This window comes from Amycolatopsis sp. NPDC004772 (genome assembly GCF_053601215.1).
This window is the reverse complement of the sequence record NZ_JBSGBK010000006.1, coordinates 15934-39981: the sequence shown is the minus strand read 5'-3', so window position 1 is coordinate 39981 and position 24048 is coordinate 15934. Positions and strand designations below refer to the sequence as shown.

Below are 24048 nucleotides of genomic sequence, written 5' to 3'. Positions count from 1 at the left end.
ACGCCTCCACCGGACGTCGGAAGCGCACGAACACCCAGCGCCCGGAAGGCATGGACAGATGACCTACCCGCCTCAGCCGGGCCAGCCCGGCCAGCCCGACCCGTACGGCCAGCCGAACCCCTACGGCCAGCAGCCCCCGTCCGGCGGCTTCCCGCAGCAGGGCGGGTGGGACCCCAACCAGCAGCAACAGCCGTACCCGACGCAGCAGTACCCGCAGGGCTGGGACCCGAACCAGCAGCAGGGCTACCCCTCGGGCGGCTTCCCGGCCAACCCGCAGCCGGCCTGGGGTGACCCGTACGCGCAGCAGCAGGGGCAGCAGTCGGCGTGGGCGGACCCGAACGCGCAGCAGTACGGCCAGCAGGCCTGGGACCCGAACGCGGCCGGCCAGGTGTCCGGCTGGGACCCGGCGACCGGCGGCTACACGCAGGGCTTCGGCGGGCCGCCCGCGCCGCCGAAGAAGAGCAAGACCGGGATGTGGATCGCCATCGGCTCCGCCGTGGTCGTCATCCTCGCCCTGGTCGGCATCACCGGCTTCGTCGCGCCCGGCTTCTTCCTCTCGAAGGACGACACGAACACGGCCGCGGCCCCGTCGTCGAGCACGTCGGCCAAGCCGTCCACGCCGAAGCCGACGTCCAAGAAGCCGACCACCTCGAAGACCCCGTCCGGCAGCGAAGGGGGCGGCGCGGACGCCAAGGTCGTGCTGCAGGGCTTCATCGACAAGCTGAACGCGGGCGACAACGCCGGCGCCGTCGCGCTGGGCTGCGCCGACTCGAAGCAGCTGCTCAGCTCGTGGCTCGAGACGTTCCTCAAGCCGCCGCTGCAGCTGCAGCTCGGTGACGTGCCCGCCGACAAGTACCTGGTCGAGGGCGAGGTCACCGGGACGTCCGCCGGCAAGCCGGTCAAGGGCACGCTGAGCGCGACGAACTTCGACAAAAAGGGCTTCTGCGTCAGCACGATGCTGGTGTCCTGAGGCGTGAAGCTGTGGCGATCGCCGCTGGCGTGGACGTTCCTCGCGTCGGTGGCGCTGCTGCTCGGGGTCGGCGGCTGGCTGCTGACCGACCCCGCCACCAGCCGCAGTGACGCGCTGAAGACGGGCGGCCTGGCGGGCGGCGCGATCGTGGCGCTGTACGCGCTGTGGCTCAACGACCGCCGCCGCCGGGTCGAGGAGCGGCGGCAGGACATCGAGCGGCAGCGGCACGAACTCGAGGCGCAGCGGGCGGAGCAAGACCGCGAGCGCGTCGCGGACGAGCGGTTCGCGAAGGCGGTCGAGCTGCTCGGGCACGCGGCCGACCAGGTGCGGGTGGGGGCGCTCCACGCGCTGGCGGGGCTGGCGCGGAGCCGGCCGGGCTACACGCAGACGGTGCTGGACGTGCTGTGCTCGTACCTGCGGCGGCCGTTCACCTACACCCGTTCCGACCCAGCCGATCCGGAGCAAGAGCGCGAGCTGACGGTCCGGCTCACGGCCCAGCGGCTGGTCTCCGACCTGCTCCCGGCACGCGACGACGACGCCCCGGCGTACGACCTCGACCTGACCGGTGCCCGGCTGGAGTACCTGGACCTGTCGGGCAAGCTGATCGGTGGGCTGCTGCTGCGGTACGCGTCGCTGCACAACAGCACGAACTTCAGTGGCTGCCGCTTCAAGGGGCGGGTCTACCTCACCGCCGCGGGCACCGTGACCGGTCGCCAGGTGGGCTACTTCCGTTGCCGTGGCGCGGTTTTCGAACGCCACGCGTGGTTCAGCGGGACGGAGTTCGCCGAGGACGTGGACTTCACCGGCACGACCTTCGCCGGCCCGGCGAACTTCAAGGACGCGAAGTTCGCGAAGGACGCGGGGTTCTCCGGGGTCGTCGTTTCGGACTCGCTGGACCTGCGGCGGACCTCGTTCGACGGGCAGACCGACCTGCGGTTCGCTTCGCTGCCTGATGCGGTTTCGCTGTACAACACGCTGGTGCGAGCCGAGAAGGACGTGCAGCTGCCCGACGCGTGGACGCAGGAGGAACTGCGCGACGGGGATGCGCGGATCGTCGCCAAGGTGGGCTGAGCAGCCCCCGGTTTCCACGCTAGCGGAGGGGGCCGACAGTTTTCGGGTGCGCGGGCCGGATGTCCGGCTTCTGACAGATGTCACGACGAGCCTGTGGACAACGTCGCTACCAGCGGAAACGTCGATCGACCAGCATTTCGAGCATGACGAAGCAGACCAGCCCGACCGTGACCGTGACCGACTCCGACGCCCGCGAGAAGCTGCACATCGCCAAGGTGCTGCTCGGCGGCTACGCGGCCGTGAGCCTCCTGACCTTCCTGGCGATCGTGGTGTTCAGCGGCGACCCCGACGTCGTCACCGACGCCGTTTGGGTGCGAGGCTCGATCCTCGCCGTCGCCGCGCCGATCACCTTCGCGCTCGGCGTTTCCATGGCCAAGGGCTCCCGCGGCAACTACCGCCGGGTGCGGATCATCACCGTGGCCCAGGTGGTGGCCATCCTGGTGATCGAGGCCATCCCCGGCTCCTTCCCCGTCTGGTTCAAGATCGCCAACGGGGTGTGCCTCGCGCTGCTGATCATCGTCGCCCTGCTCACTGTCGCCCGGGCCGTGCGCGCCACGTTCGCCGCCGAGTGAACACCGGCGGCGGTACCGTCACCGGCGTGGACGACCTGCGGGGCCTGGACGAGCGGCGCCGGCTGCTGCTCTCGCTGGGCATGCTCTGCTACCCCTTCCTGGCGGCCGCGGGCCTCACCCAGTACACGCGCGGCGGCGGCCTGGTCGCCGGCTACCTGCTGCTGGCCGGCATCTCCGCCTGCTACCTGGCCATCGTGGTCGCCGCGATGCGCTCGGCGTGGCGGGTCTACTGGTGGCTGCTGGCGGCGATGACGGTGCTGGCCGTGCTGGTCGCGCCGCTGGCCCACGAATACACGCTGATCCTCGTCGCGGTGATCGTGCCGTCGGCCGCGACGCGCGTCGACGTCCGGAAGGCGTCGGCGCTGGTGGTCCTGGGGGCCGCGGCGTGCGTGGTGGTGCCGCTGGTCGTGCCCGGCTGGAACACCGGGCCGAGCTGGTACTACGCGGTGGCCGTCGTGTTCACCACGCTGCTGGTCCACGCCTTCAGCCGCACCGCCACGGCGAACCAGCAGCTGCGCGAGGCCCGGGCCGAGGTGGCCCGGCTGGCGTCCGAGGCCGAGCGCAACCGGATCGCCCGCGACCTGCACGACCTGCTCGGCCACTCGCTCACCGCCATCACCGTGAAGAGCACCCTGGCCCGGCGGCTGGCCGTCGGCGCCCCGCCCGCGGCCCTGGCCGAGATGGAATCGGTGGAGCAGCTGTCCCGGCAGGCGCTGGCCGACGTGCGAGCGGCGGTGTCCGGGTACCGCGACGTCACACTCGCGGGTGAACTCGCCCGGGGCCGGGAGCTGCTGCGGGCGGCGGGGGTGGTCGCCGACCTGCCCACCGCGCACGACGACGTGCCGCAGGAGCGGCAGGAATTGTTCGGCTGGGTCGTCCGGGAAGGGTTGACGAACGTGGTGCGACACGCACGGGCGGGCCGGTGCACGGTCGAGCTGACCGCGTCCTCGGTGGAGGTGCGCGACGACGGGACCGGCGGCCCGGCCGGCTCCGGCTCCGGGCTGGACGGCCTGCGCGCCCGGGTCGCCGCAGCCGGTGGCGTGCTGACCGCCGGGCCGGCGCAGCCGCACGGCTGGTCCCTGCGGGTGGAGGCATGACGATCCGGTTGCTGCTCGCCGACGACCAGGAGCTGATCCGGCAGGCCCTGCGCGCGCTGCTCGACCTGGAACCGGACTTCGAGGTGGTGGCCTCGGTCGGCCGCGGCGACGAGGTGACGGCCGCGGCGCTGGAGCACCGCCCGGACGTGGCGCTGCTGGACATCGACATGCCCGGGCTGGACGGTCTCGCGGCGGCCGCCGTGCTCACCGCGCAGGTGCCCGGGTGCCGCGTGGTCATCCTGACCACTTTCGGCCGCACCGGCTACCTGCGCCGGGCCATGGAGGCGGGCGCCGTCGGGTTCGTCGTGAAGGACGTCCCGGCCGACACGCTCGCCGACGCCGTCCGGCGGGTGGTGGCGGGCGAGCGGGTGGTGGACCCGGCGCTGGCCGCGGCCACGCTGGCGGCGGGCGAATCGCCGCTCACCGCCCGCGAACGCGACGTATTGATCGCAGCCCGCTCCGGCGCGACCGTGGCCGAGATCGCGGCCCGGCTCTACCTCGCCGAGGGCACCGTGCGGAACTACCTGTCCGGGGCCACGACGAAAACCGGTACCCGCAACCGGATGGAGGCGCTGCGGGTGGCCGACGAGCGCGGCTGGCTGTAGCCCCGGCCCGGCGTGACCGGGCCGGGGCCCGGCGTCAGTCGAACAGGGCCGGGAGCGTGCGCTCCCAGGCCTCACGCAGCTCGTCGAGCGTGAACTCCGTGATGCCCTGCAGCTCCAGCGTGCCCGACTCGGGGTCGACCACACCCGTCTTGCGCCACGGGAGGCCGCGCGCGGTGCACATCTCGGTGAAGCGGAGCTCCTCCGTGCGCGGGACCGCCACCAGCACGCGGCCCGCCGACTCGGAGAACAGCTGCACGAACGGGTCCTGGCCGTCGTCGAGGAACACCCGGGCGCCGCACTGTCCGATGAGGACGGTCTCGACCAGTGTCTGGATCAGACCGCCGTCCGAGAGGTCGTGCGCCGCCGAGATCATGCCGTCGCGGGAGCCCGCGACCAGGATCTCGCCCAGCAGCTTCTCGCGGGCCAGGTCGACCTTCGGCGGGACACCGCCGAGGTGGCCGTGCAGCTCGCGGGCCCACGCCGAGCCGTCCAGCTCGTCGTGCGTTTCGCCCAGCAGCAGCAGGGTTTCGCCCGCCTCCGCGCCGATGCCGGTCGGGATGCGGCGGGTGACGTCGTCGATCACGCCGAGGACGCCGATCACCGGCGTCGGCAGGATCGCCGTCGACCCGGTCTGGTTGAAGAAGCTGACGTTGCCGCCGGTGACCGGGATGCCGAGCTCGACGCAGCCGTCCGCGAGACCGTGCACGGCCTGCTCGAACTGCCACATCACGCCCGGGTCGGTGGGGGCACCGAAGTTCAGGCAGTCCGACACCGCGACCGGCGTCGCGCCGCCGGTGGCGACGTTGCGGTACGCCTCCGCCAGCGCCAGCTGCGCGCCGCGGTACGGGTCGAGGTAGACGAACTTGCTGTTGCAGTCGGTCGCCACCGAGACACCGCGGCCGGTCGACTCGTCGATCCGGATCATGCCGGAGTCCGACGGCTGGGCCAGGACGCTGTTGCCGCGCACGTACCGGTCGTACTGCGACGTCACCCATTCCTTCGACGCCTGGTTCGGCGCGGAGATGAGCTTGAGGACGTCCGCGCGCAGTTCGTCCGGAGTGGACGGACGCGGCAGCTTCGCGGAGGTGTCCGCGATCAGGGCGTCCTGAGTGGACGGTCGCTCGATCGGCCGGTCGTACACCGGGCCCTGGTGCGCCACCGTGTGCGCGGGGACGTCGACGACGACCTCGTCGTGCCAGGTGATGACGAGGTGTTCGCCGTCGGTGACCTCGCCGATGTCGGTGGCGATGACGTCCCACTTGCGGCAGACCGCCATGAACGCCTCGACGTTCTCCGGCGAGACGACCGCGCACATGCGCTCCTGCGACTCGCTGGAGAGCACCTCGGCGGGCGTCATCCCCTTGGCGCGCAACGGAACGCGGTCGAGGTAGATGTGCATGCCGCCGTCGCCGGCCGCGGCGAGCTCCGACGTCGCGCAGGACAGCCCGGCGCCGCCGAGGTCCTGGATGCCGACGACGAGCTTCTGGGCGAACAGCTCGAGGCAGCACTCGATGAGCACCTTCTCGGTGAACGGGTCACCGACCTGGACGCTCGGCAGCTTCTTGCGGCCCGACGCCGACTCGTCACCCGAAAAGGTGTCACTCGCCAGGACGGAAACGCCGCCGATGCCGTCGAGGCCGGTGCGCGCGCCGAACAGGATGATCTTGTTGCCGGTGCCGGACGCGAAGGCGAGGTGCAGGTCCTCGACGCGCATCGCGCCGACGCAGAGGGCGTTCACCAGCGGGTTGCCCGAGTAGGACGGGTCGAAGACCAGCTCGCCGCCGATGTTCGGCAGGCCGAGGCAGTTGCCGTAGCCGCCGACGCCGGCGACCACGCCGGGCAGCACGCGCTTGGTGTCCGGGGCGTCGGCTGGGCCGAAGCGCAGCGCGTCGGCGACCGCGAGGGGCCGCGCGCCCATGGCCATGATGTCCCGCACGATGCCGCCGACGCCGGTCGCGGCGCCCTGGTACGGCTCCACATAGGACGGGTGGTTGTGGCTCTCCACCTTGAAGGTGACGGCCCAGCCTTCGCCGATGTCGACGACGCCGGCGTTTTCGCCGATGCCGGCCAGCATCTTGGCCTTCATCTCGTCGGTGGCGGTCTCCCCGAAGTAGCGGAGGTGCTTCTTGGAGGACTTGTAGGAGCAGTGCTCGCTCCACATGACCGAGTACATCGCCAGCTCCGCATCGGTGGGCCGGCGGCCGAGGATCTCCCGGATCCGGGCGTACTCGTCATCGGCGAGGCCCAGTTCGCGGTAGGGCTGGGTGTGCTCCGGAGTCGCCCCGGCGCGCTCGGTGGTGTCAACGGTGCTGGTCACGGTGTCCGTGTCAGGGTTCGCCACGGCCGTCAGGATACGGGTCGCTCCCGGCCACCCCGGACGGTGGGCCGCCCAACCCGCCCACCCTCCGGCGGGTGTGACCGGGGCGACACCGGAGGCAGTGGAGGCGCCTCGGGCGCCGGGGGCCCGTCCCTGGGGACACTCGATCCACCGACACCACGTCTCGCTGCCACGGCTTGCATCGACTCCGCGTGAAAACGAACCCCGCGAACTAAGCGGAAAATCGTGGCGGGCGGATACCCCTGGCAGCTTCTGAAACAAAAGTGCCAAGGCCGCTTCCCGGCCGGAACCAAACGAACCTGACTGCTCGCTCAATCTGTAGGCGGTTGAATAACTTCACCTCGTCGCTAGACATAAGGTGAGCCTTGTGCGCGGGACCAATAACGGCAACACAGTCACCGGCAATTGGCATTGCGACGCCGTGCGCGTCTCCCAGCGCGCCACCCGTGCTGATTGTCGCAGAGTCCTCGAAGCGGAAAGAAAAAGCGGGCGAGTCCGAGATGATGAGTTCATGCCCGCTCGGCGCATGCAGTATCTCAAGGTCGAGCTCACGCAGGCCAGTACGGATACGTTCGAACATCGCCTCCATTGAGGCTCTGGCCAGCTTTCCACTGCCCTGGAGCTCGTCCCAAGCGTCCAGCGACTCCTTCAAGAGAGTTCGCAACCCCTCGGGACCCGCAGCATGGATACCATGCCTTCGGTAGAACTCTTTCTGCAAGATATCCTCGTGCCAGAACGGCGCTCCCTGATAGACCGCGCTTGCCGCCTCCCGAGCACTATTCTGGTGAATTCTGAGATAGAGTGGGTTGCGGACCAGATGAAGGGCTATTCCATCCTTGATGACCTGCGCGTGATGACTGGTCGACGTCAGCGTTCCATCGCGCGCGGCCTCTATTGCCGAACCCAGGTCATCTTCGACGGTTTTCCAAAGTCGTTCTGCCGACGCCGAGGCAAACGGAAGAAAATTCGCGATTTTGCCGCACCCTCGAGTGCCCAGACTTTTGAGCTCCCTCATGTTCAGGAGGTAGAAAGGGGTCAGCTGCCATCCGACACCGCCCCTACCGGGAGCGGCGAACCCTTTGAGCACCACCCGAGACACGACATGCTGATCTTCAACGGGCGCGTCGGTTTCCGCTTCCAGCGCCGCGATCATGGTGTCGTAGTCGGCTGACGGCTTCGGGAACCTCCACGTGGCCATTGAACGATGGTACTCGGCCAGGTGCACCCGTCGCGCCAGCCGGAATCGTCGGTGGCCGCGAGTACCGTTGGAACCGGACTCACCGAAGGCCCGGGCGAGGGCGTGCCCAACGGGGTCCCCCAAGCGGCAAGGCCCGCGGCGGAGCCCGGTGGCGGGCGCGGTGGCCCGAAAATCGGTCGCCTTTGCCCGGGCCTCGGCTTACCGTCGGAAATCGTGCTTTCCGCCACGTATCCCCTTCCGCCGCTGCGGCTGCCCGTGCGGCCGACCGCGAGCCGGTTCCTGCTCGCCGTCTTCCGGGCTCGGCTCGGGACGGTGGTGGGGGCCGCCGCGATCGGGGTTGTCTGGGCGCTTCCCGGTGCGCTGCTGCCGCTGGTCGTCGGCCAGGGCATCGGGGCCATCGGTGCGCACGACGGCGCCGCCGTCGCGCGGTGGGCGCTGGCCGCCGCCGCGCTCGGGGTCGTGCAGACGATCTTCGGGACCTGGATGCACTTCCTCAACTACGGCCTGTGGCTGCACGGCGCCGGCTCGACCCAGCGGCTCGTCTCGGCGCACACCACGCGCGTCGGCGCCGGGCTGCGCGAGCAGACCACCACCGGCAACCTCGTCGCCGTCTCCACCACGGACATCAACCACATCGGCAACACCGTCGAGATGACCGGCCGCGCGTTCGGCTCGCTGCTGGCCTTCGTCGTGGTCGCGGTGTGGCTGATCTCGACGTCGCCGCTGCTCGGCGTGGTCGCGCTGGTCGGGGTGCCCGTTGCCGTGCTCGGCATCGGGCCGCTGCTCGCCCCGTTGCAGAAGCGCAAGGCGAAGCAGCGCGAGCAGCGCGGGGACGTCAACGCGCTCGGCGCGGACATCGTGTCCGGCCTGCGGATCCTGCGCGGCATCGGAGGCGAGCGGCGGTTCTTCGCCCGCTTCCGCGAGACGAGCCAGCGGGTGCGGCGGGCCGGCGTCGAGGTCGGGAAGGCCGAGGCGTGGCTGGCCGCAGCCGAGATCGCGCTGCCCGGCCTGGTCACCGTGGTGATCACCTGGCTCGGCGCGCGGCTGGCCGTGGCCGGCTCGATCGACGTCGGGCAGCTGGTCGCGTTCTACGGCGTCTCGGCCTTCCTGATCTGGCCGGTCAACGCCGCGACGGAGGCCGTCGGCTCGATCACCTCGGGCCTGGTCGCGTCGCGGAAGGTGGTGGCACTGCTGGCGATCCGCCCGAAGCTGGCGGACCCGCAAACGCCGGTGCCGCTGCCCGGCGGCCCGCTGGAGCTGGTGGACACCGAGTCCGGGGTCCGGGTCGCGCCCGGCCGCCTGACGGTCGTCGACTTCGGGGCCGGCGGCGAGGCGGTGGCCGACAGGCTGGCCCGGTTCGCCGATCCGGCCGAGGGTGAAGAGGTGCTGGTCGGCGGGGTCCGGGCGGACCACGTCGCGCTCGCGGAGCTGCGCCGCCGGATCGTCTACGCGCACAACCAGGACATCTGGTTCTCGGGCGTGCTGCGCGAGCAGCTGGCGCCGGCGCGATCGGGCGGCGTCAGCGTCACCGAAGCGCTGTACGCGGCCGATGCCGAGGACATCGTCGAGGCGCTGCCCGACGGCGTCGACGAGGTGATCGGCGAGCGCGGCCGCGAGGTGTCCGGCGGCCAGCGGCAGCGGCTGAACCTGGCCCGCGCGCTGGCCACCGACGCCGACGTCCTGGTGCTCGACGAGCCGACGTCGGCGGTGGACGCGCACACGGAGGCTCGCATCACCGAGCGCGTCGCCGAGCTGCGGCGCGGCCGGACGACGGTGGTGTTCAGTCAAAGTCCTTTGTGGACACATGTGGCAGACGAAGTCTTCACCGCGAAGGGGGTGACGGTGTGAAGCGGCTTCCCACGGCGGCCCGGCGCGACGTCCGCCGCTGGGCCGTGCACACGGCGATGCTCCACAAACGCGAATTCGGCCTGCTGCTGGGCTCGCTCGCCGTGGCCACGCTCATCGGCCTGGCCGGGCCGCAGCTGCTCGGCTCGCTGGTCGACGACGTCGCGGCCGGCACCACGACCGGGCACGTCGACGTGCTGGCGGTGGCGTTCGTCGGCATCCTGCTGCTGCAGGCGGTGGCGCGGAAGATCGCCCGCATGCGCGGCGCGGTGTTCGGCGAGCTGGTGCTGGCCGAAACGCGCGAGGAGTTCGTCGGGACGGCGTTGCAGCTGCCGCTCGGCACCGTCGAGGCGGCCGGCACCGGCGACCTGCTCAGCCGGGCCACCACCGACCTCGGCCGGATCGACCACGCGGCGCGGTTCGCGGCGCCGGAGATCCTGGTCGCGGCGGTGACCGTGGTGTTCACCATCGTCGCGATGGTCGTGACGTCGCCGTTGCTGTCGCTGGGCCTGCTGGTCGCGCTGCCGCTGCTGGTGCCGGTGAACGTCTGGTACCAGCGGCGGATCCCGTCGGTCATGCAGTGGATGCTCGACCGGTGGGCCGACCTGACCACCAGCGTCCACGAGACCGCCGAAGGCGCGCGCACGACCGAAGCGCTCGGGCTGACCGAGCGGCGGATCGGCGCCGCGCACGACGCGCTGGACCAGAGCATCTACGGCGAGCGCCGGATGCGTGCGCTGCAGCTGCGGTGGCTGCCGTCGCTGGAGATCAGCTACGTGCTGCCGCTGGCGGTGATGCTGCTGCTCGGCCTGCTCGCGTACGCGCAGGGCTGGGCCGGGCTCGGCGAGATCACCACGATGCTGCTATACGTGCAGGGCATGGCGGCGCCGCTGAACGAGGCCCTGTTCTGGCTGGAGGACCTGCAGGTCGCGGCGGCCGCGGCGCGCCGGATCCTCGGCGTCCGGTCGGTGGCCGTCGAGTCCGCGGGCGTGGACGAGGTGCCGTGCGGGCGCGACATCGACGTCCGCGACGTGCGGTTCAGCTACACCGCCGACCGCGAGGTGCTGCACGGCATCGACCTGCGGGTCCCGCGCGGCGAGCGGCTGGCGATCGTCGGGCCGTCGGGCGCGGGCAAGTCGACGCTCGGCCGGCTGCTGGCCGGCATCGCGGCGCCGTCGGCGGGCTCGGTGCGCATCGGCGGCCAGGACGTCTCGGCGCTGGCCGACGACGTGCTGCGCGGCGAGGTGCTACTGCTGACCCAGGAGCACCACGTGTTCTCCGGGACCCTGCGGCAGAACCTGGCCCTGCCGGCCCGCCGCGCGGGTGGCGACTGGACGGACGAGGAGCTGACGGCGGCGCTGGCGTCGGCGGGAGCGTCGGACTGGGTGGCGACGCTGCCGTCCGGGCTGGACACGAAGCTGGGCCCGGGCGAGCACCCGGTGCCGGCGGCGATCGCGCAGCAGCTGGCGCTGGCCCGCGTGGTGCTGGCGGACCCGCACACGCTGGTGCTCGACGAGGCGACATCGCTGCTGGACACGGGCTCGGCCCGCGACCTGGAGAGGTCGCTGAACAGCGTGCTGGCGGGCCGGACGGTGATCGCAATCGCCCACCGCCTGCACACGGCCGCGGCGGCCGACCGCGTCGCAGTGGTCGAGGGCGGCCGGATCACAGAGCTGGGCCCCCACGAGGAACTGCTCTCAGCGGGCGGCTCGTACGCCCGCCTGGTGGCGGCGGCGAGTTAGCCCGAGCAACGGAGGGGCGCTCCCCAGGTAGGAAATCTTTCCACCTGGGGAGCGCTCGCCAAGCCGCACAGACCCGCCCTACACCTCCCCGCCCCTCGTCCCGGCCGCAGTCAGCACCGGGGAGCGGGGAACCACTCAGGCCGAACCTGACCTCAGGCCTTCACCAGCGCGTCCACCGCACTGAAGAACATCCCGAGCCCATCATCCGACGGCCCGGTCAGCGCATCGATCGCGTGCTCCGGGTGCGGCATCAGCCCGACAACCCGGCCGTTCGCGCTGCGGATCCCGGCGATGTCGTTGCGCGACCCGTTCGGGTTGCCGCCGACGTACCGGAACACCACGCGGCCCTCGCCCTCCAGCTCGTCCAAAGTGGACTGCTCGGCCACGTAGCACCCGTCGATGTTCTTCATCGGGATGAGGATCTCGGCGCCTTCGTCGTAGCGCGTGGTCCACGCCGTGGACGTGTTCTCCACCCGCAGCCACTGGTCGCGGCAGATGAAGTGCAGGCCCTGGTTGCGGATCATCGCGCCGGGCAGCAGGCCGGCCTCGCAGAGGATTTGGAACCCGTTGCAGATGCCGAGCACCGGCATGCCCGCGCGCGCCGCCTCGATCACCGGCGTCATGACCGGCGCGAACCGGGCGATCACGCCCGCGCGCAGGTAGTCGCCGTAGGAGAAGCCGCCCGGGACGACGACGGCGTCGACGTCACGCAGGTCCTCGTCGGCGTGCCACAGCGGCACCGCCTCGCCGCCGGCGTAGCGGACCGCGCGGGCCGCGTCGCCGTCGTCCAGCGTGCCCGGGAAGGTGATGACGCCGATGCGCGCGCTCACGCGTCCACCCGCGTGATCGTCCACTGCTCGATGACCGGGTTCGCGAGGAAGCCTTCGGCGATCTTCTCCAGCGTCGCGTCGTCGACCGTGTCGTCGACCTCGATCTCGAAGTGCTTGCCCTGGCGGATCTCGGTGATCCCGGTGAACCCCAGGCGGCCGGCGGCGCCGAGCGCGGCCTGTCCCTGCGGGTCGAGGATTTCGGGCTTCGGCATGACGTCGACGACGACTCGGGCCACGGCAGGCTGCTCCTTATTTCTGCAGGTCGTGGGTACCTCGTCAGCATAGTTCACCCGCTCGCCCACCCTGCGGGGCCCGTCGGGAAACCTAGACTGGCCGACGGCGCGGCGCTGCGCCATGATGAGTCGTTGACATCTCGCCAACAGGAGGCACCGTGGCCGTCCAGGAGTCCTACGACTACGTCATCGTCGGTGCCGGCAGCGCGGGGTGCGTCCTCGCCAACCGCCTGACCGAGGACCCGTCCGCCCAGGTCCTGCTGCTCGAAGCGGGCGCGGAGGACACGGCGGACGAAATTCACATCCCGGCCGCGTTCCCGTCGCTGTTCAAGACCAAGTGGGACTGGAACTACGAGACCGTCGAGCAGAAGCACACGGGCAAGTCGGCGTACTGGCCGCGCGGCAAGATGCTCGGCGGCTGCTCGTCGATCAACGCGATGATCTACATCCGCGGCAACCGCGCCGACTACGACGGCTGGCGCGATTCCCACGGCGCTTCGGGGTGGGGCTGGGACGACGTCCTGCCGTACTTCAAGCGCGCGGAGGGCAACCAGCGGCTCGGCGGGCCGCTGCACGGAACGGACGGCCCGCTGCACGTCGAAGACCGCCGGTTCACCCACGAGCTGTCGAACGCCTGGGTCGACTCGGCCGTCGCGTGGGGCCTCAAGCGCACCGACGACTTCAACGGCGAAAGCCAGGAAGGCGCCGGCGTCTACCAGGTGACGTGCAAGAAGGGCCGCCGCTGGTCCACGGCCGACGCCTACCTGCGCCCGGCGCTTTCGCGGCCGAACCTGACGGTGAAGACGTGCGCGCCGGCCACCCGTGTCGTCTTCGAGGGCACTCGCGCGGTCGGTGTGTCCTATTTGGACAACGGCGTGGAGCAGACCGCGCGCGCTTCGGCTGAGGTCATTCTTTCGGGTGGTGCGATCAATTCGCCGCAGCTACTCATGGTGTCGGGCGTGGGGCCGGCCGAGCACCTGCGCGAGCACGGCATCGACGTCGTCGCCGCGCTGCCGGGTGTCGGCGAAAACCTGCACGACCACCCGGCGTGCGGAATCATCTGGTCCACTCGCGACACCACCGATCTGGTCGAGGCGGCCACGGTTTTCGGTCTGGCCCGGTACCAGCTGACGCGGCGCGGCCCGCTGACGTCGAACATCGGTGAAGCGGGCGCGTTCTACCCGACCACGGACGGCTTGCCGGCACCGGACATGCAGATCCACGTGGCGCCGACGTTGTTCTACGACAACGGGATGCGCGAGCCGACGGTGTCGGGGTTCACCTCGGCGGCGACCTTGGTGGACGTCGCGAGCCGGGGACGGCTGCGGTTGAAGTCGGCGAACCCGTTGTGGAAGCCGGAAATCGATCCGGCCTATTACGCTGATCCGCGCGATATGGAGACGATGATCGCGGGGCTGCGGTCGTTGATCGAGATCGGCCAGGTGGGGCCGCTGCGGCGGTTCCTGGACAAGCCGTTCCTGCCGGTGCGGCACGATTTGAGCGATTCCGAGCTGGCCGAGCACATCCGGGAGAACACGCAGACGCTTTATCACCCGGTCGGGACTTGCTCGATCGGGTCGGTGGTCGACCCGGAGTTGCGGGTTCAGGGGGTGGAGGGGCTGCGGGTGGTGGACGCGTCCGTGATGCCGGTGGTGCCGCGGGGGAACACGAATGCGCCGACGATCATGGTGGCGGAGAAGGCGGCGGACCTGATCCGGGGGTGAGCGATTCAGCGTGTGCGGCCCTCGGCCCCCGTTACCGTTTTCGTAGTTCCTGATCAAGGAGCTGTCGTCGCCAGGCCCGGCATGACTCAGGCCCCCAGTCGCACGCATGATCCGGGGGGTGGTGTCACCGGTTCTGGTGGCATCGAGGGACCGCTGAATAGGGACACGGCCACCGCCAGGTAGGTCTCGTCGTAACGCGGGTGCCGGCCATCGATGCCCGATCCGGTGACCACTCGCGGCGAACGAACGGCAGGGTGGATGAGCAGCACTTACAGCGTGTTCCTCGGCCTGGACGTCGGCAAAGACGCCCACCACGCGGTCGGGCTCGACCCGGACGGCAAACGGCTGCATGACGCTCCGCTGCCCAACACCGAACCCAAACTGCGAGCCGTGTTCGACAAGCTCGCCGCCCACGGACCACTGCTGGTCGTGGTCGACCAGCCCGCCACGATCGGGGCGTTGCCCGTCGCGGTCGCCCGCGCAGCCGGGCACCAGATCGCCTACCTGCCCGGCCTGACGATGCGCCGCATCGCCGACCTCTACCCCGGCCGCGCCAAAACCGACGCCCGCGACGCGTTCGTCATCGCCGACGCCGCCCGCTCCCTCCCGCACACACTCCGGCCAGTGGATGTCGGCGACGAAGCCATGGCCGAGCTGGACGTGCTGGTCGGATTCGACGACGACCTGGCCGGCGAAGCCACCCGCATCAGCAACCGCATCCGCGGCCTGCTCACCGGCATCCATCCCGCTCTCGAGCACGCTATCGGTCCGCGGATCTCGCATCCGGCCGTGCTGGAAATCCTCTCCCGTTGCGGCGGCCCGACCGGCATCGCCAAGGCCGGCCGCCGCAAACTGACCGCGATCGCGAAGGTCCACGCTCCGCGCATCGGCGAGCGGCTGGTCGAGGCGATCATGACCGCGCTGGCCGAGCAGACCGTCACCGTCCCAGGCACCGCCGCCGCCGACACCGTGCTGCCCAGGCTGGCTGACAGCTTGAAAACCGTGCTGCAGCAACGCAAAGCCGTTGCCAAGCAGGTCGAGGGGATACTCGATGCGCACCCTCTTGCCGGGGTCCTGACGCCGATGCCCGGCATCGGCGTCAGGACCGCAGCCCGCATCCTGCTCGAAGTCGGCGACGCCTCCAACTTCAAGACCTCCGGGCACCTGGCCGCCTACGCCGGCATCGCCCCGGTCACCCGCAGCTCCGGAACATCGATCAAAGGCGAACAATCCGGCTCGGACCGGCAACCGCCAGCTCAAACGCGCGTTCTTCCTCGCCGCCTTCGCCGCCCTGTCCGACCCCACCAGCAGGGCCTACTACGACCGCAAACGCGCCGAAGGCAAGAAACACAACGCCGCCCTCATCTGCCTCGCCCGCCGTCGCTGCGACGTCCTCTACGCCATGCTCCGCAACGGCACCCACTACCGCCACCCCGAACCCGCTCCCGTCCCCGCTGCGGCTTGACAACCACATAGGGACACCCCCCCGGTAACCAGTTTACCGGGGGGCGCCGACAGTTTTGGTGCTTCTCCGGGGTTGTTGACCCGGTCGGTCCACAACCCCGGATCGGTCAGCGCTTGCCGTGGAGGATGGTCACCAGTTTGGCCACCAGTGCGTCCGTTGATTCCTTGCGGGTGAACGACGTCAGCGTCAGGGGGGCCGTGAACCGCTGGCGGGCGATCGCCTTCGTGCGGGCGAACTCCCGCAGCCCCTCCGGGCCGTGGATGCGGCCGAAGCCCGAATCGCCCACGCCGCCGAACGGCAACGACGCGATGCCCGCGAAGGACAGCGGCGCGTTGATCGCCGTCATGCCCGTGCGCAGCTTCTCCGCCAGCTCCACACCCCGGGACTTCGAGAACACCGTCGAACCCAAACCGTACTTCGTGCTGTTCGCGCGCTCGACCGCTTCGTCCATGTCGCGGACCTTGGCGATCGTCACCGTCGGGCCGAACGTTTCCTCCGTCACCGCCTCGGAGTCCTCCGGGACGTCCACCAGGACCGTCGGCTGGGCGTAGCGGTCGCCCACCGCTTCTTCTCCCCCGAGCACCGCCTTGCCTCCGCGGGCCAGGGCGTCCTGGATGTGCCTCTTGATCACGCCCAGCTGGGAAGGCATCGTCACCGGGCCGTACTGGGCCGCCTCGTCCGAGCCCGCCCGCACGTCCTTCGACTTCTCGACCACCTTGGCCACGAACTCGTCGTGGACCTTCTCGTGGACGTAGACCCGCTCCACGCCGATGCACGTCTGGCCCGAGTTCGAGAACGCGCCCCACACCGTGGCGTCCGCCGCCGCGTCCAGGTCCGCGTCCGCGTCGACCAGGACCGGATCCTTGCCGCCCGCCTCGATGACCACCGGGGTCAGGGTCTCGGCCGCCGCCGCCATGATGCGCTTGCCCGTGGCCGTCGAGCCGGTGAACGCGATCTTGTCGACGCCGGCGCCGACCAGGGCCGCGCCCGTCTCGCCGAAGCCCGTGATCAGCTGCAGGACCGGCTGCTCCGGGACGATCTCGGCGAACGCGTCGACCAGCCACTTGCCGACGCCCGGCGTGTACTCGCTCGGCTTGAACACCACCGCGTTGCCCGCCGCCAGCGCGTACGCGACCGAGCCGAGCGGGGTGAACACCGGGTAGTTCCACGGGCCGATCACGCCGACCACACCCAGCGGCTGGTACTCGACCGTCGCCGCCTGGTTGGACATCAGCAGCCCCGCGGACCGCTTCTGCTTCCCGAGCACCTTCTTCGCGTGCTTGCCCGCCCACGCGATGTGCTCGATGGCCAGGACGCTCTCCAGCTGCGCGTCGGCGATCGGCTTGCCGGTCTCGTCGCGGACCACCTGGCACAGCTGCGGCAGCCGGCGCGTCAGCACGCCCTTCCAGGCCTTCAGCCGCTCGGCGCGCCCGGCGAAACCGAGGCCCGCCCACCACTCCGCCGCGACGCGCGCCCGCTCGACGGCCGCCTTGACGTCCTCCGCGGTGTGGATCGGGTAAGTTCCGACCACCTCGTCGGTCGCCGGGCTGAGCGAGTCGAAGGTCTCGCCGACCGTCGTCGGCTTCGGCTGGACGGCAGTCATCGGCGTCTCCCGTGGGTCGAGGGTCAGCCCAGGTTACGACGTTACTGACACCGTGCCAATAGCTCGTGCGGGCTTCCCCATCAGCATTCCACCGGCGATCGCCGCGGCAAAGACACCGAACAACGGCGGCAGCCACAGCGGCAGCACTCCGACGGCCAGCGAACCAAGCCCGAAGCCGCACGACTGCACGGTGAAGCTCAAGGAGAACCCGGCGGACCTGCGGTTTCTCGGCAACAGGCGCTGGAGGTTGACCGAGGTCGTGGCGACCAGCGGCCCACCGCAGGCGCCGATCACCGCCAGCGACGCGAGCAAGCCCGCCCAGCCGAGATCCGCGGCGAGCACGATCCCGCCGACGACGAACCCGCCGAGGAACAGCCGCGGGTCGCCGGTCTTGCCCCGCCACGCGTAGACCGCGCCGCCGACGAGGCTCGCCCCCGTCAGCACAGCGATCACCAGCGGCGCAGCCGCGTCGGGTGCGCCGACGCGTTGGACCAGCGGCAGGGGCGCGACCTCGATCGTCGACGTCAGCAGCCCGACGGTGAAGGCGCAGGAAAGCCACGGCAGGTAGGCGACCGGCGGCGCGGACGGAAGGTCCTCCACGGATTCCACCCGATCGTGGGAGGCAGCGCGACGCGGGACGAGCAGGGCCGCGGCCACGCAAAAGGCGGCCATCGCGGCCAACGGCACGAGCGGGCCGGCCAGGTCGAGCAGCGTGACCAGCGCCGGGCCGCCGACGAGCACACCTTCGAGGATCATCCCGTCGACGGAGATCGCCCGGGGAAGCAGCCCGTCGTCGACCGTCTCCGCGAGCAGTGTCCGGAACCCGCCCGACAACGCTCCGCCCGTGATGCCGGGCAGCACGACGAAGACCAGCAACACGGTACCCGGAGCGCCGTTCGCGGCGGCCACGGTCAGGACGACGAACCCCGCCGCGGTCAGGAGCAGCAACATCGGCAGCCCGCGCCCCGGGCCGACGCGGTCGAGCAGCCGCCCGACCGGGACCGCGCAGACCATTTCCGAGGCGACGTAGACCGCCATCAGGACGCCGCCCAGCCGGTACGACCCGGTCGTGGCGGTGGTCAGCACGGTGAACGCGAGCGGCGCCATGAACGCCGGGAGCCGGGCGAACTGGACGCCCGCCGACCAGCGCCAGTACGCGCGATGGGTGAACAACGACATGGCGTCACGCTCTCGTGGCGCGCTCGCGCGGCATACTGATTCGGGTGAGAGCGAATCAGCCGTGATCGAACTGGCCCTGACCGCGGCCGGAAGCCAGCGCGTCCGCTTCGCGATCTCGCCGTTGGAGGAGGTGCTGGGTGCGGTCCAGACGCTGCTCGGCATCCGGCGGCACCCCGCGCCCCTGCCGTGGCTGTCCGACCTCCCCGACGTGCCCGAACTGACCGCGGTGCTGAGCGCGCGGCACTACATCACCGAGTTCCTGAGCCCGCCGCCCGACGGCCCCGAGACGACCGCCGAAGCCCAGCTCGAGGTGGTCCGCGCGACGCCACCGGAGCAGGTGGCGCTGGAGCTGGGCATGGTCGACGCGGACCTGTCCGGGCTGCCGGCCGGCCCGGCGGCCGCGCGCGACCTGCTCGCCGGCCAGCTGGAGACGGTCTGGCAGGCGGTGCTGGCGCCGCAGTGGCCACGCCTGCGCGAGCTGCTCGCGGCGGACATCGCGCACCGGACGCGCCGGCTGGGCTCCGGCGGCGTCGCGGCGATGCTGGCGGAGCTGCACCCGCGCGTCCGCATGTCCGGCACGTCGGTGCTGGTCGACGTCCGCGCCCGGGAACGGCTGTCGATCGACTCGCGCGGGCTGCTGCTGATCCCGGCGGTGTTCGCGTGGCCGAACGTCGGGGTGGTGACGGTGCCGCCGTGGCAGATTTCGCTGCTGTACCCGGCTCGGGGCGTCGCTTCGCTGTGGAGTTCGTCCGTCACCCCGCCGGAACCGCTGGCGGAGGTGCTCGGCCGGACCCGCGCGGTGTTGCTGACGACACTCGACCGCCCGGCGGCGACGACCGAACTGGCCCGGCGCCACGGCCTGGCGCCCGCGACGGTGTCGGCGCACTTGACGGCGTTGCGCGGAGCGGGGTTGCTGGCCTCGGAGCGGCGCGGGCACCGGGTGCTGTACCGGCGGACCGAGCTGGGTGACGCGTTGCTCACCGGGAAGCTCTGAACGGGACTAGGCTGGAAAACGACCACCCGTGAAGGAGAACCAACGATGCGTATCGTCCATTTCGGACACGCCTGTCTGTTGCTGGAGACCGGTTCCGAGCGGATCCTGCTCGATCCCGGCGTCTTCTCCACCGGCTTCGAGGGTGAGCGGGAGCTGTCCGCCGTGCTGGTCACCCACCAGCACTTCGACCACCTCGACGTCGACCGGCTGCCGAAGGTCCTCGAAGCCAACCCGGGCGCGAAGCTGATCGTCGACCCGGGGTCCGCTCCCGAAGTCGAGAAGCTCGGCCTGGAGTTCGACGTCGCCAACGTCGGGGACGCCTTCGCCGTCGGGGACACCTCGATCAAGGCCGTCGGCGGGGAGCACGCCGTCATCCACTCCGACATCCCCGTCATCCCGAACATCGGCTACGTCGTCGACGACGGCGCGTTCTTCCACCCCGGCGACTCGTTCTTCGTGCCGGAGCAGAAGATCGACGTCCTGGGGCTGCCGACCGGCGCGCCGTGGCTGAAGGCCGGGGAAGCCGTCGACTACCTGCGAGCCGTCGCGCCGCGGGTGGCCGTGCCGATCCACGAAGCCGTGCTCGCCAACCCGGCCATGCACTACGGCCTGTTCGGCAACCTCGCGCCCGAAGGCACCGAGGTCAAGGTGCTGGAACGGGCCGAGCCGGCGAAGTTCTAGCCACCCACGCCTCGACGCCGAGTTCCGCCGGCCGCCCGTTCGGTTCGCAGGCCGGGCGCCGGTGGGTGTCAGGCACCTTTGCGCTTGGCGCGGCCGGTATCGGCCTCTGGCTCGGTCAGGCCGCGACCGCGCGCAGCGAACCGTAGGTTGCGCCGAAGGCGCGGTTCTCGAGGGCGACGTCGACCGCGTCGAGCAGGGCCTGGCGGAGGCCGGGGCGGGTCAGGTCCGAGGCTTCGGCCCCCAGCCGGACCAGCCCGCCCCGGCGGGCCGAACGGGCCGCCGCCAGCACCAGTGCGAAGCAGCGCACCGTCTCGGTGCGGTGCGACTGGCTCGTGAATTCACTCACCCGCGCGCGGCGCACCTCGCCGGTGACGAGGTCGCGCACCGCGCCGAGGTCGGCGCACAGCCGGAAACCGTGCTCGGCCAGGGCCTGCAGCGTGCCCTGGGACGCGATCCAGCGCGGCGGCGCGAAGCCGTCCACCGCCAGCCCCGCGTTGTCCAGCGCGGCCTTCGCGGCGATCAGCCGCAGGCGGGCTTCGTGCGCCGGCAGCGTCGCGAACTCCGCCCGCTTGCCCAGGTACACCGTGCGGTGCGTGGGTGTGACGGTGTGGTCGTAGCCGTGCAGCAGCACGGAATCACCGCCGCGGGCGCGGGTGCGCACCCACTCCGTCACCGGGCCGTCGCCGGTGCGGGCGGCGTACAGCAGCGAGAGCGGCACCTTGCGGCGGTCGAGCTCGGCCGCGAGGTCGGCGCACCGGTGCAGCGTGCGCGGGGTGATTCCCGACAGCGAAACCAGCAAGCGAGCGTCCACGACCACCATTGGCGCGCACGCGTCTGAAACTCCCGTGAACTGCGCAGAACGGACGGGCGACCGTTGCCGGAAGGGTCAGACACCCTCGCGCAGGCGCTTCACGGCCACCGCGATCCGGCCGCGCAGATCGGGGTCGGCGACCTGGCCGTCGGCGACGTCCGCCCGCGAGACCGGGATCCGCGCACACGCGTCTTCGACGATCTTCGCGCCCGCGTACGTCAGGACTTTGCGCAGCGAGTCGTGCGCGTCCCGGCCGCCGGTGGGTGCCGCGATCGAGGACGCGTTGATCCACGCCACCGGCTTGCCGTACATCTCGCCGCCGCCGACCGTCCAGTCGAGGAGGTTCTTGAACGAGCCCGGTAGCCCGCCCGCGTACTCCGGCGTGCAGATCAGGACCGCGTCGGCTTCCTTGAGCGCGGCGCGCAGCGAGGCGACCTCGGGGTGCAGGGGATCGCGGTCGTCATCGGGGTTGAAGTGCGGCAGATCGGCGAGGCCGGTGTACGTCTTGGTCGCGGTGAGGGTCGCGACGGTCCCCAGCACCGCCGCATTGCCCGAGCCGGCTCGCAGGCTGCCGCAGATCAGCAGGATCACGAGGCCAGTCTGCCAGCGAAAGCCCGGTGATGCGCCGGTACGCCTCGAGGTACCGGTCGCGCGTGGCCGTCACCACTTCGGGGGGCAACGGCGGCAGCGGGGACACGCAGTCCCAGCCGGACGCCGGGTCGACCAGCCAGTCGCGCACGTGCTGCTTGTCGAACGACGGCTGCGGGACGCCGGGCTGGTGACCGTCGGCGAGCCAGTAGCGCGCGGAATCCGGCGTCAGCAGCTCGTCCGCGAGCACCAGACCGCCGTCGCGCCCGATGCCGAATTCGAACTTCGTGTCGGCCAGCAGCAGGCCCTGTTCCGCCGCACGCGCGGCGCCCCGGCGGTACAGCTCGAGGGAGGCCTCCCGGACCTCCTCGGCGAGCGCGCGGCCGAGCACCGACACGCACGTTTCGAAGTCGATGTTCTCGTCCTTCTCCCCGCGCCGCGCCTTGGTGGACGGCGTGAAGATCGGCTCGGGCAGCCGCGCCGACTCGGCCAGGCCCGGCGGCAGCGCCAGCCCGCACACCTCCCCGGACCGGCGGTAGTCGGCGTACCCGCGGCCGGTGAGGTAGCCGCGGACGACCGCCTCCACGGGCAGCATCTCGAGCCGCTCGACCAGCAGCGCGCGGCCGCGGACGGACTCGGGGATGAGCGGCCCGTCGCAGGTCACGAGGTGGTTCGGGAGGACGTCGGCGAGCTCGCGGAACCAGAACACGCTCATCGCGGTGAGCACGCGGCCCTTGCCGGGGACCGAGGTGGGGAAGACTTGCTCGAAGGCGGAAATGCGGTCGGAGGCGACGATCAGCAGGTGGTCGTCGCCCGCTTCGTACAGGTCGCGGACCTTGCCGGAGGCGAGCCTCCGGCGTGTGGGGAGGGGTGTCACGCACCGAACCCTAACGGGCACCCTCTGCCACCATGGATGATGCTGGCATGGCGTACGACTGGATCTCGGTGACCACCGACTACGGCCTGCGCGACGGCTTCGTGGCGGCCTGCCACGGCGTGATCGCGCGGCTGGCGCCCGCCGTGCGGGTGATCGACGTGACCCACGAAGTGCCACCCCAGGACATCCGGCACGGCGCGATGGCGCTGGCCCAGACCGTCCCCTACCTGCCGGAGTCGGTGCACGTCGCGGTGGTCGACCCGGGTGTCGGCACCGACCGGCTCGGCGTGGTCGTCGTCGCGGAGGACGGGCTGCTGGTCGGGCCGGACAACGGCCTGCTGCTGCCGGCCGCCCAGGCCCTGGGCGGCGTCCGGGTGGCGTACGAGCTCGCCGAGCCGTCGCTGCGGCTGCCCGCGACGTCGGCGACCTTCCACGGCCGGGACGTCTTCGCGCCCGCAGCCGCACACCTCGCGCTGGGTGTGTCGCCGGCCGACTTCGGCGACCCGGTGGACGGCCTGGTCGCGATGGCGGAGCCGTTCGTGGCGGCGTTCCCGGGGAAGCTCGTGTCGGAGGTGCTGACGGTCGACCACTTCGGCAACGTCCAGCTCGCCGCGACCCCGGCGGACCTGGAGCTTTCGGGCCTGTCCGGCGCGGTTTCCGTGCACAGCGAGCGCGTGGCGGTGACCACCGTGCTCGGGCGGACGTTCGCCGACGTCCCCGCCGGAGCGTCGGTGCTCTACACGGACTCGGCGGGCCGGCTCGCGGTCGCCGTCAACGGCGGCTCGGCGGCGGCCGTGCTCGGGCTCGGGCCGGCCCAGGAGTGCACGATCACCTCGTCGCCGACCGCGACCTGACCCGGCCGCAGCACGGCGGCTTTCGCGCCGAAGACGACACCGCCCTGCGGGTCACGCCGGTAGCTCGCGAGGGTGCGGATCGGCTCGGGACCGGCCTTCGCGCCGGTTTCCTGGTCGACCATCGGGACCGCGCACCGGACGCACCTCTCGGCGTACCCGATCCGCGCGGTGCCGACGGTCAGTTCGCGAGCCTCGTCTTCGCGGTGGGGTTCGACCCAGCCGGCGAGCACGATGTTGGGCCGGAAGCGGTCCATCGGCACCGGTTCGCCCTGTCCGGCGGCGATCCGCTCGTTGAGGTTGTCCAAAGAGGACTCGGAAGCGAGCAGCAGGGCGTGCGCGTCACCGAAGGCGGCGAGGCCGGGGAACACCCCGCCGCTGACGCGGTGGTGGTCCGGCGTGACGCCGATCAGCGCGGCCGGGCGGCCGAGCAGGTCCGAGAACCACTCGTCGGCCCGGGGATCCTGCCGGACGCCCTCGCCGTGCCAGCTGAGCATCGACACCGGGCGCCGCGGGCCGTCGCGCCGGATGTCCACGACGACGTCCTCGCGGCCGGGTGCCGACAGCGCGAGCCTGTCGCCGAGCACCCGCGGCCGGACGACCGCCATGACCGGGTGCGGCCGCTGGGTGAGGACGTCGCCGTCCGGCGAGATGACCTGGAAGACCCGGTCGCCCGCGAGCCCGGTGCTGGTCACCTCGGCGGACGGCACGTCGATGCCCGCGCAGGACTTGACCGGGTAGTACGTCAGCCGAGCGATTCTCGCCATCTTCGCA

The 24048-nt window shown here is 71.3% G+C and carries 21 protein-coding genes and 1 pseudogene; 12 read left to right on the top strand and 10 right to left on the bottom strand.

Annotated elements, in window-relative coordinates; all coding sequences use genetic code 11:
• The first annotated feature begins 58 nt into the window (after positions 1 to 58).
• From ACWEF6_RS05730 to ACWEF6_RS05710, 5 genes are all read left to right on the top strand, one after another.
• Positions 59 to 970 (top strand): hypothetical protein, encoded by a 912-nt coding sequence (locus tag ACWEF6_RS05730; protein WP_449681837.1) that lies wholly within the window; start codon positions 59 to 61, stop codon positions 968 to 970.
• Between the two features lie 3 nt (positions 971 to 973).
• Entirely contained in the window at positions 974 to 2041 is a 1068-nt protein-coding gene (locus ACWEF6_RS05725) for a pentapeptide repeat-containing protein (protein WP_449681836.1), read from the top strand.
• A gap of 143 nt (positions 2042 to 2184) precedes the next feature.
• Positions 2185 to 2613, top strand: a complete 429-nt coding sequence (locus tag ACWEF6_RS05720) for a hypothetical protein (protein WP_449678188.1) — start codon at positions 2185 to 2187, stop codon at positions 2611 to 2613.
• Between the two features lie 26 nt (positions 2614 to 2639).
• Positions 2640 to 3710 carry a sensor histidine kinase gene (locus ACWEF6_RS05715; protein ID WP_449681835.1) on the top strand — a complete coding sequence of 357 codons (1071 nt, stop codon included), beginning with the start codon at positions 2640 to 2642 and terminating at the stop codon, positions 3708 to 3710.
• The gene (locus ACWEF6_RS05710) at positions 3707 to 4315 is read left to right on the top strand and encodes a response regulator (protein ID WP_449681834.1); all 609 of its coding nucleotides are present in this window, start codon (positions 3707 to 3709) and stop codon (positions 4313 to 4315) included. Before ACWEF6_RS05715 ends, ACWEF6_RS05710 begins: the two co-directional genes overlap by 4 nt.
• Before the next feature lie 34 nt (positions 4316 to 4349).
• Here the strand turns inward: ACWEF6_RS05710 and purL are convergent, their stop codons facing one another.
• Together purL and ACWEF6_RS05700 are read right to left on the bottom strand one after the other, a co-directional pair.
• Entirely contained in the window at positions 4350 to 6656 is a 2307-nt protein-coding gene (gene purL, locus ACWEF6_RS05705; RefSeq protein WP_396136884.1) for a phosphoribosylformylglycinamidine synthase subunit PurL, read from the bottom strand.
• A 208-nt stretch (positions 6657 to 6864) separates the two neighbouring features.
• Entirely contained in the window at positions 6865 to 7851 is a 987-nt protein-coding gene (locus ACWEF6_RS05700) for a DUF4238 domain-containing protein (protein WP_449681833.1), read from the bottom strand.
• A gap of 213 nt (positions 7852 to 8064) precedes the next feature.
• On the opposite strand from ACWEF6_RS05700, the gene ACWEF6_RS05695 reads away from it, so the two are divergent.
• Complete coding sequence (locus ACWEF6_RS05695; RefSeq protein ID WP_449681832.1) at positions 8065 to 9699, top strand: ABC transporter ATP-binding protein; 1635 nt, start codon at positions 8065 to 8067, stop codon at positions 9697 to 9699.
• Positions 9696 to 11438, top strand: a complete 1743-nt coding sequence (locus tag ACWEF6_RS05690) for an ABC transporter ATP-binding protein (RefSeq protein ID WP_449681831.1) — start codon at positions 9696 to 9698, stop codon at positions 11436 to 11438. Before ACWEF6_RS05695 ends, ACWEF6_RS05690 begins: the two co-directional genes overlap by 4 nt.
• Before the next feature lie 152 nt (positions 11439 to 11590).
• Here the strand turns inward: ACWEF6_RS05690 and purQ are convergent, their stop codons facing one another.
• A complete protein-coding gene (gene purQ / locus ACWEF6_RS05685) occupies positions 11591 to 12268 on the bottom strand; it encodes a phosphoribosylformylglycinamidine synthase subunit PurQ (protein WP_449681830.1) in 678 nt (225 codons plus the stop codon).
• Positions 12265 to 12504 (bottom strand): phosphoribosylformylglycinamidine synthase subunit PurS, encoded by a 240-nt coding sequence (purS, locus tag ACWEF6_RS05680; RefSeq protein ID WP_013230759.1) that lies wholly within the window; start codon positions 12502 to 12504, stop codon positions 12265 to 12267. The genes purQ and purS overlap by 4 nt, the downstream gene beginning before the upstream one ends.
• 155 nt (positions 12505 to 12659) lie before the next feature.
• Between purS and ACWEF6_RS05675 the strand changes: the two genes are divergently transcribed.
• Complete coding sequence (locus ACWEF6_RS05675) at positions 12660 to 14225, top strand: GMC family oxidoreductase (RefSeq protein WP_449681829.1); 1566 nt, start codon at positions 12660 to 12662, stop codon at positions 14223 to 14225.
• A 258-nt stretch (positions 14226 to 14483) separates the two neighbouring features.
• A pseudogene (locus ACWEF6_RS05670) lies at positions 14484 to 15690 on the top strand (IS110 family transposase).
• Positions 15691 to 15796: 106 nt separating this feature from the next.
• Here ACWEF6_RS05670 and ACWEF6_RS05665 read toward each other — a convergent pair.
• Both ACWEF6_RS05665 and ACWEF6_RS05660 read right to left on the bottom strand, forming a co-directional pair.
• Positions 15797 to 17293, bottom strand: a complete 1497-nt coding sequence (locus ACWEF6_RS05665) for an aldehyde dehydrogenase family protein (RefSeq protein WP_449678193.1) — start codon at positions 17291 to 17293, stop codon at positions 15797 to 15799.
• A gap of 33 nt (positions 17294 to 17326) precedes the next feature.
• The gene (locus tag ACWEF6_RS05660; RefSeq protein WP_449681828.1) at positions 17327 to 18472 is read right to left on the bottom strand and encodes an MFS transporter; all 1146 of its coding nucleotides are present in this window, start codon (positions 18470 to 18472) and stop codon (positions 17327 to 17329) included.
• A gap of 61 nt (positions 18473 to 18533) precedes the next feature.
• Between ACWEF6_RS05660 and ACWEF6_RS05655 the strand changes: the two genes are divergently transcribed.
• Together ACWEF6_RS05655 and ACWEF6_RS05650 are read left to right on the top strand one after the other, a co-directional pair.
• The gene (locus ACWEF6_RS05655) at positions 18534 to 19466 is read left to right on the top strand and encodes a DUF5937 family protein (RefSeq protein WP_449681827.1); all 933 of its coding nucleotides are present in this window, start codon (positions 18534 to 18536) and stop codon (positions 19464 to 19466) included.
• Between the two features lie 45 nt (positions 19467 to 19511).
• Positions 19512 to 20147 carry an MBL fold metallo-hydrolase gene (locus ACWEF6_RS05650; protein ID WP_449681826.1) on the top strand — a complete coding sequence of 212 codons (636 nt, stop codon included), beginning with the start codon at positions 19512 to 19514 and terminating at the stop codon, positions 20145 to 20147.
• A 115-nt stretch (positions 20148 to 20262) separates the two neighbouring features.
• Here ACWEF6_RS05650 and ACWEF6_RS05645 read toward each other — a convergent pair whose 3' ends face one another.
• The 3 genes from ACWEF6_RS05645 to ACWEF6_RS05635 all read right to left on the bottom strand — a co-directional run bounded on the left by ACWEF6_RS05645 (position 20263) and on the right by ACWEF6_RS05635 (position 22423).
• Positions 20263 to 20967 (bottom strand): DUF2334 domain-containing protein, encoded by a 705-nt coding sequence (locus ACWEF6_RS05645; RefSeq protein ID WP_449681825.1) that lies wholly within the window; start codon positions 20965 to 20967, stop codon positions 20263 to 20265.
• A 66-nt stretch (positions 20968 to 21033) separates the two neighbouring features.
• Positions 21034 to 21498: an NADPH-dependent FMN reductase gene (locus ACWEF6_RS05640; protein ID WP_449681824.1), complete on the bottom strand. Its 465-nt coding sequence runs from the start codon at positions 21496 to 21498 to the stop codon at positions 21034 to 21036.
• Entirely contained in the window at positions 21419 to 22423 is a 1005-nt protein-coding gene (locus ACWEF6_RS05635; RefSeq protein WP_449681823.1) for a phosphoribosylaminoimidazolesuccinocarboxamide synthase, read from the bottom strand. The genes ACWEF6_RS05640 and ACWEF6_RS05635 overlap by 80 nt, the downstream gene beginning before the upstream one ends.
• A 47-nt stretch (positions 22424 to 22470) precedes the next feature.
• On the opposite strand from ACWEF6_RS05635, the gene ACWEF6_RS05630 reads away from it, so the two are divergent.
• Positions 22471 to 23277 (top strand): SAM hydrolase/SAM-dependent halogenase family protein, encoded by an 807-nt coding sequence (locus ACWEF6_RS05630; protein WP_449681822.1) that lies wholly within the window; start codon positions 22471 to 22473, stop codon positions 23275 to 23277.
• Here the strand turns inward: ACWEF6_RS05630 and ACWEF6_RS05625 are convergent.
• Positions 23160 to 24041 carry an MOSC domain-containing protein gene (locus ACWEF6_RS05625; RefSeq protein ID WP_449681821.1) on the bottom strand — a complete coding sequence of 294 codons (882 nt, stop codon included), beginning with the start codon at positions 24039 to 24041 and terminating at the stop codon, positions 23160 to 23162. The two genes, ACWEF6_RS05630 and ACWEF6_RS05625, sit on opposite strands and share 118 nt — an antisense overlap.
• Between the last annotated feature and the right edge of the window lie 7 nt (positions 24042 to 24048).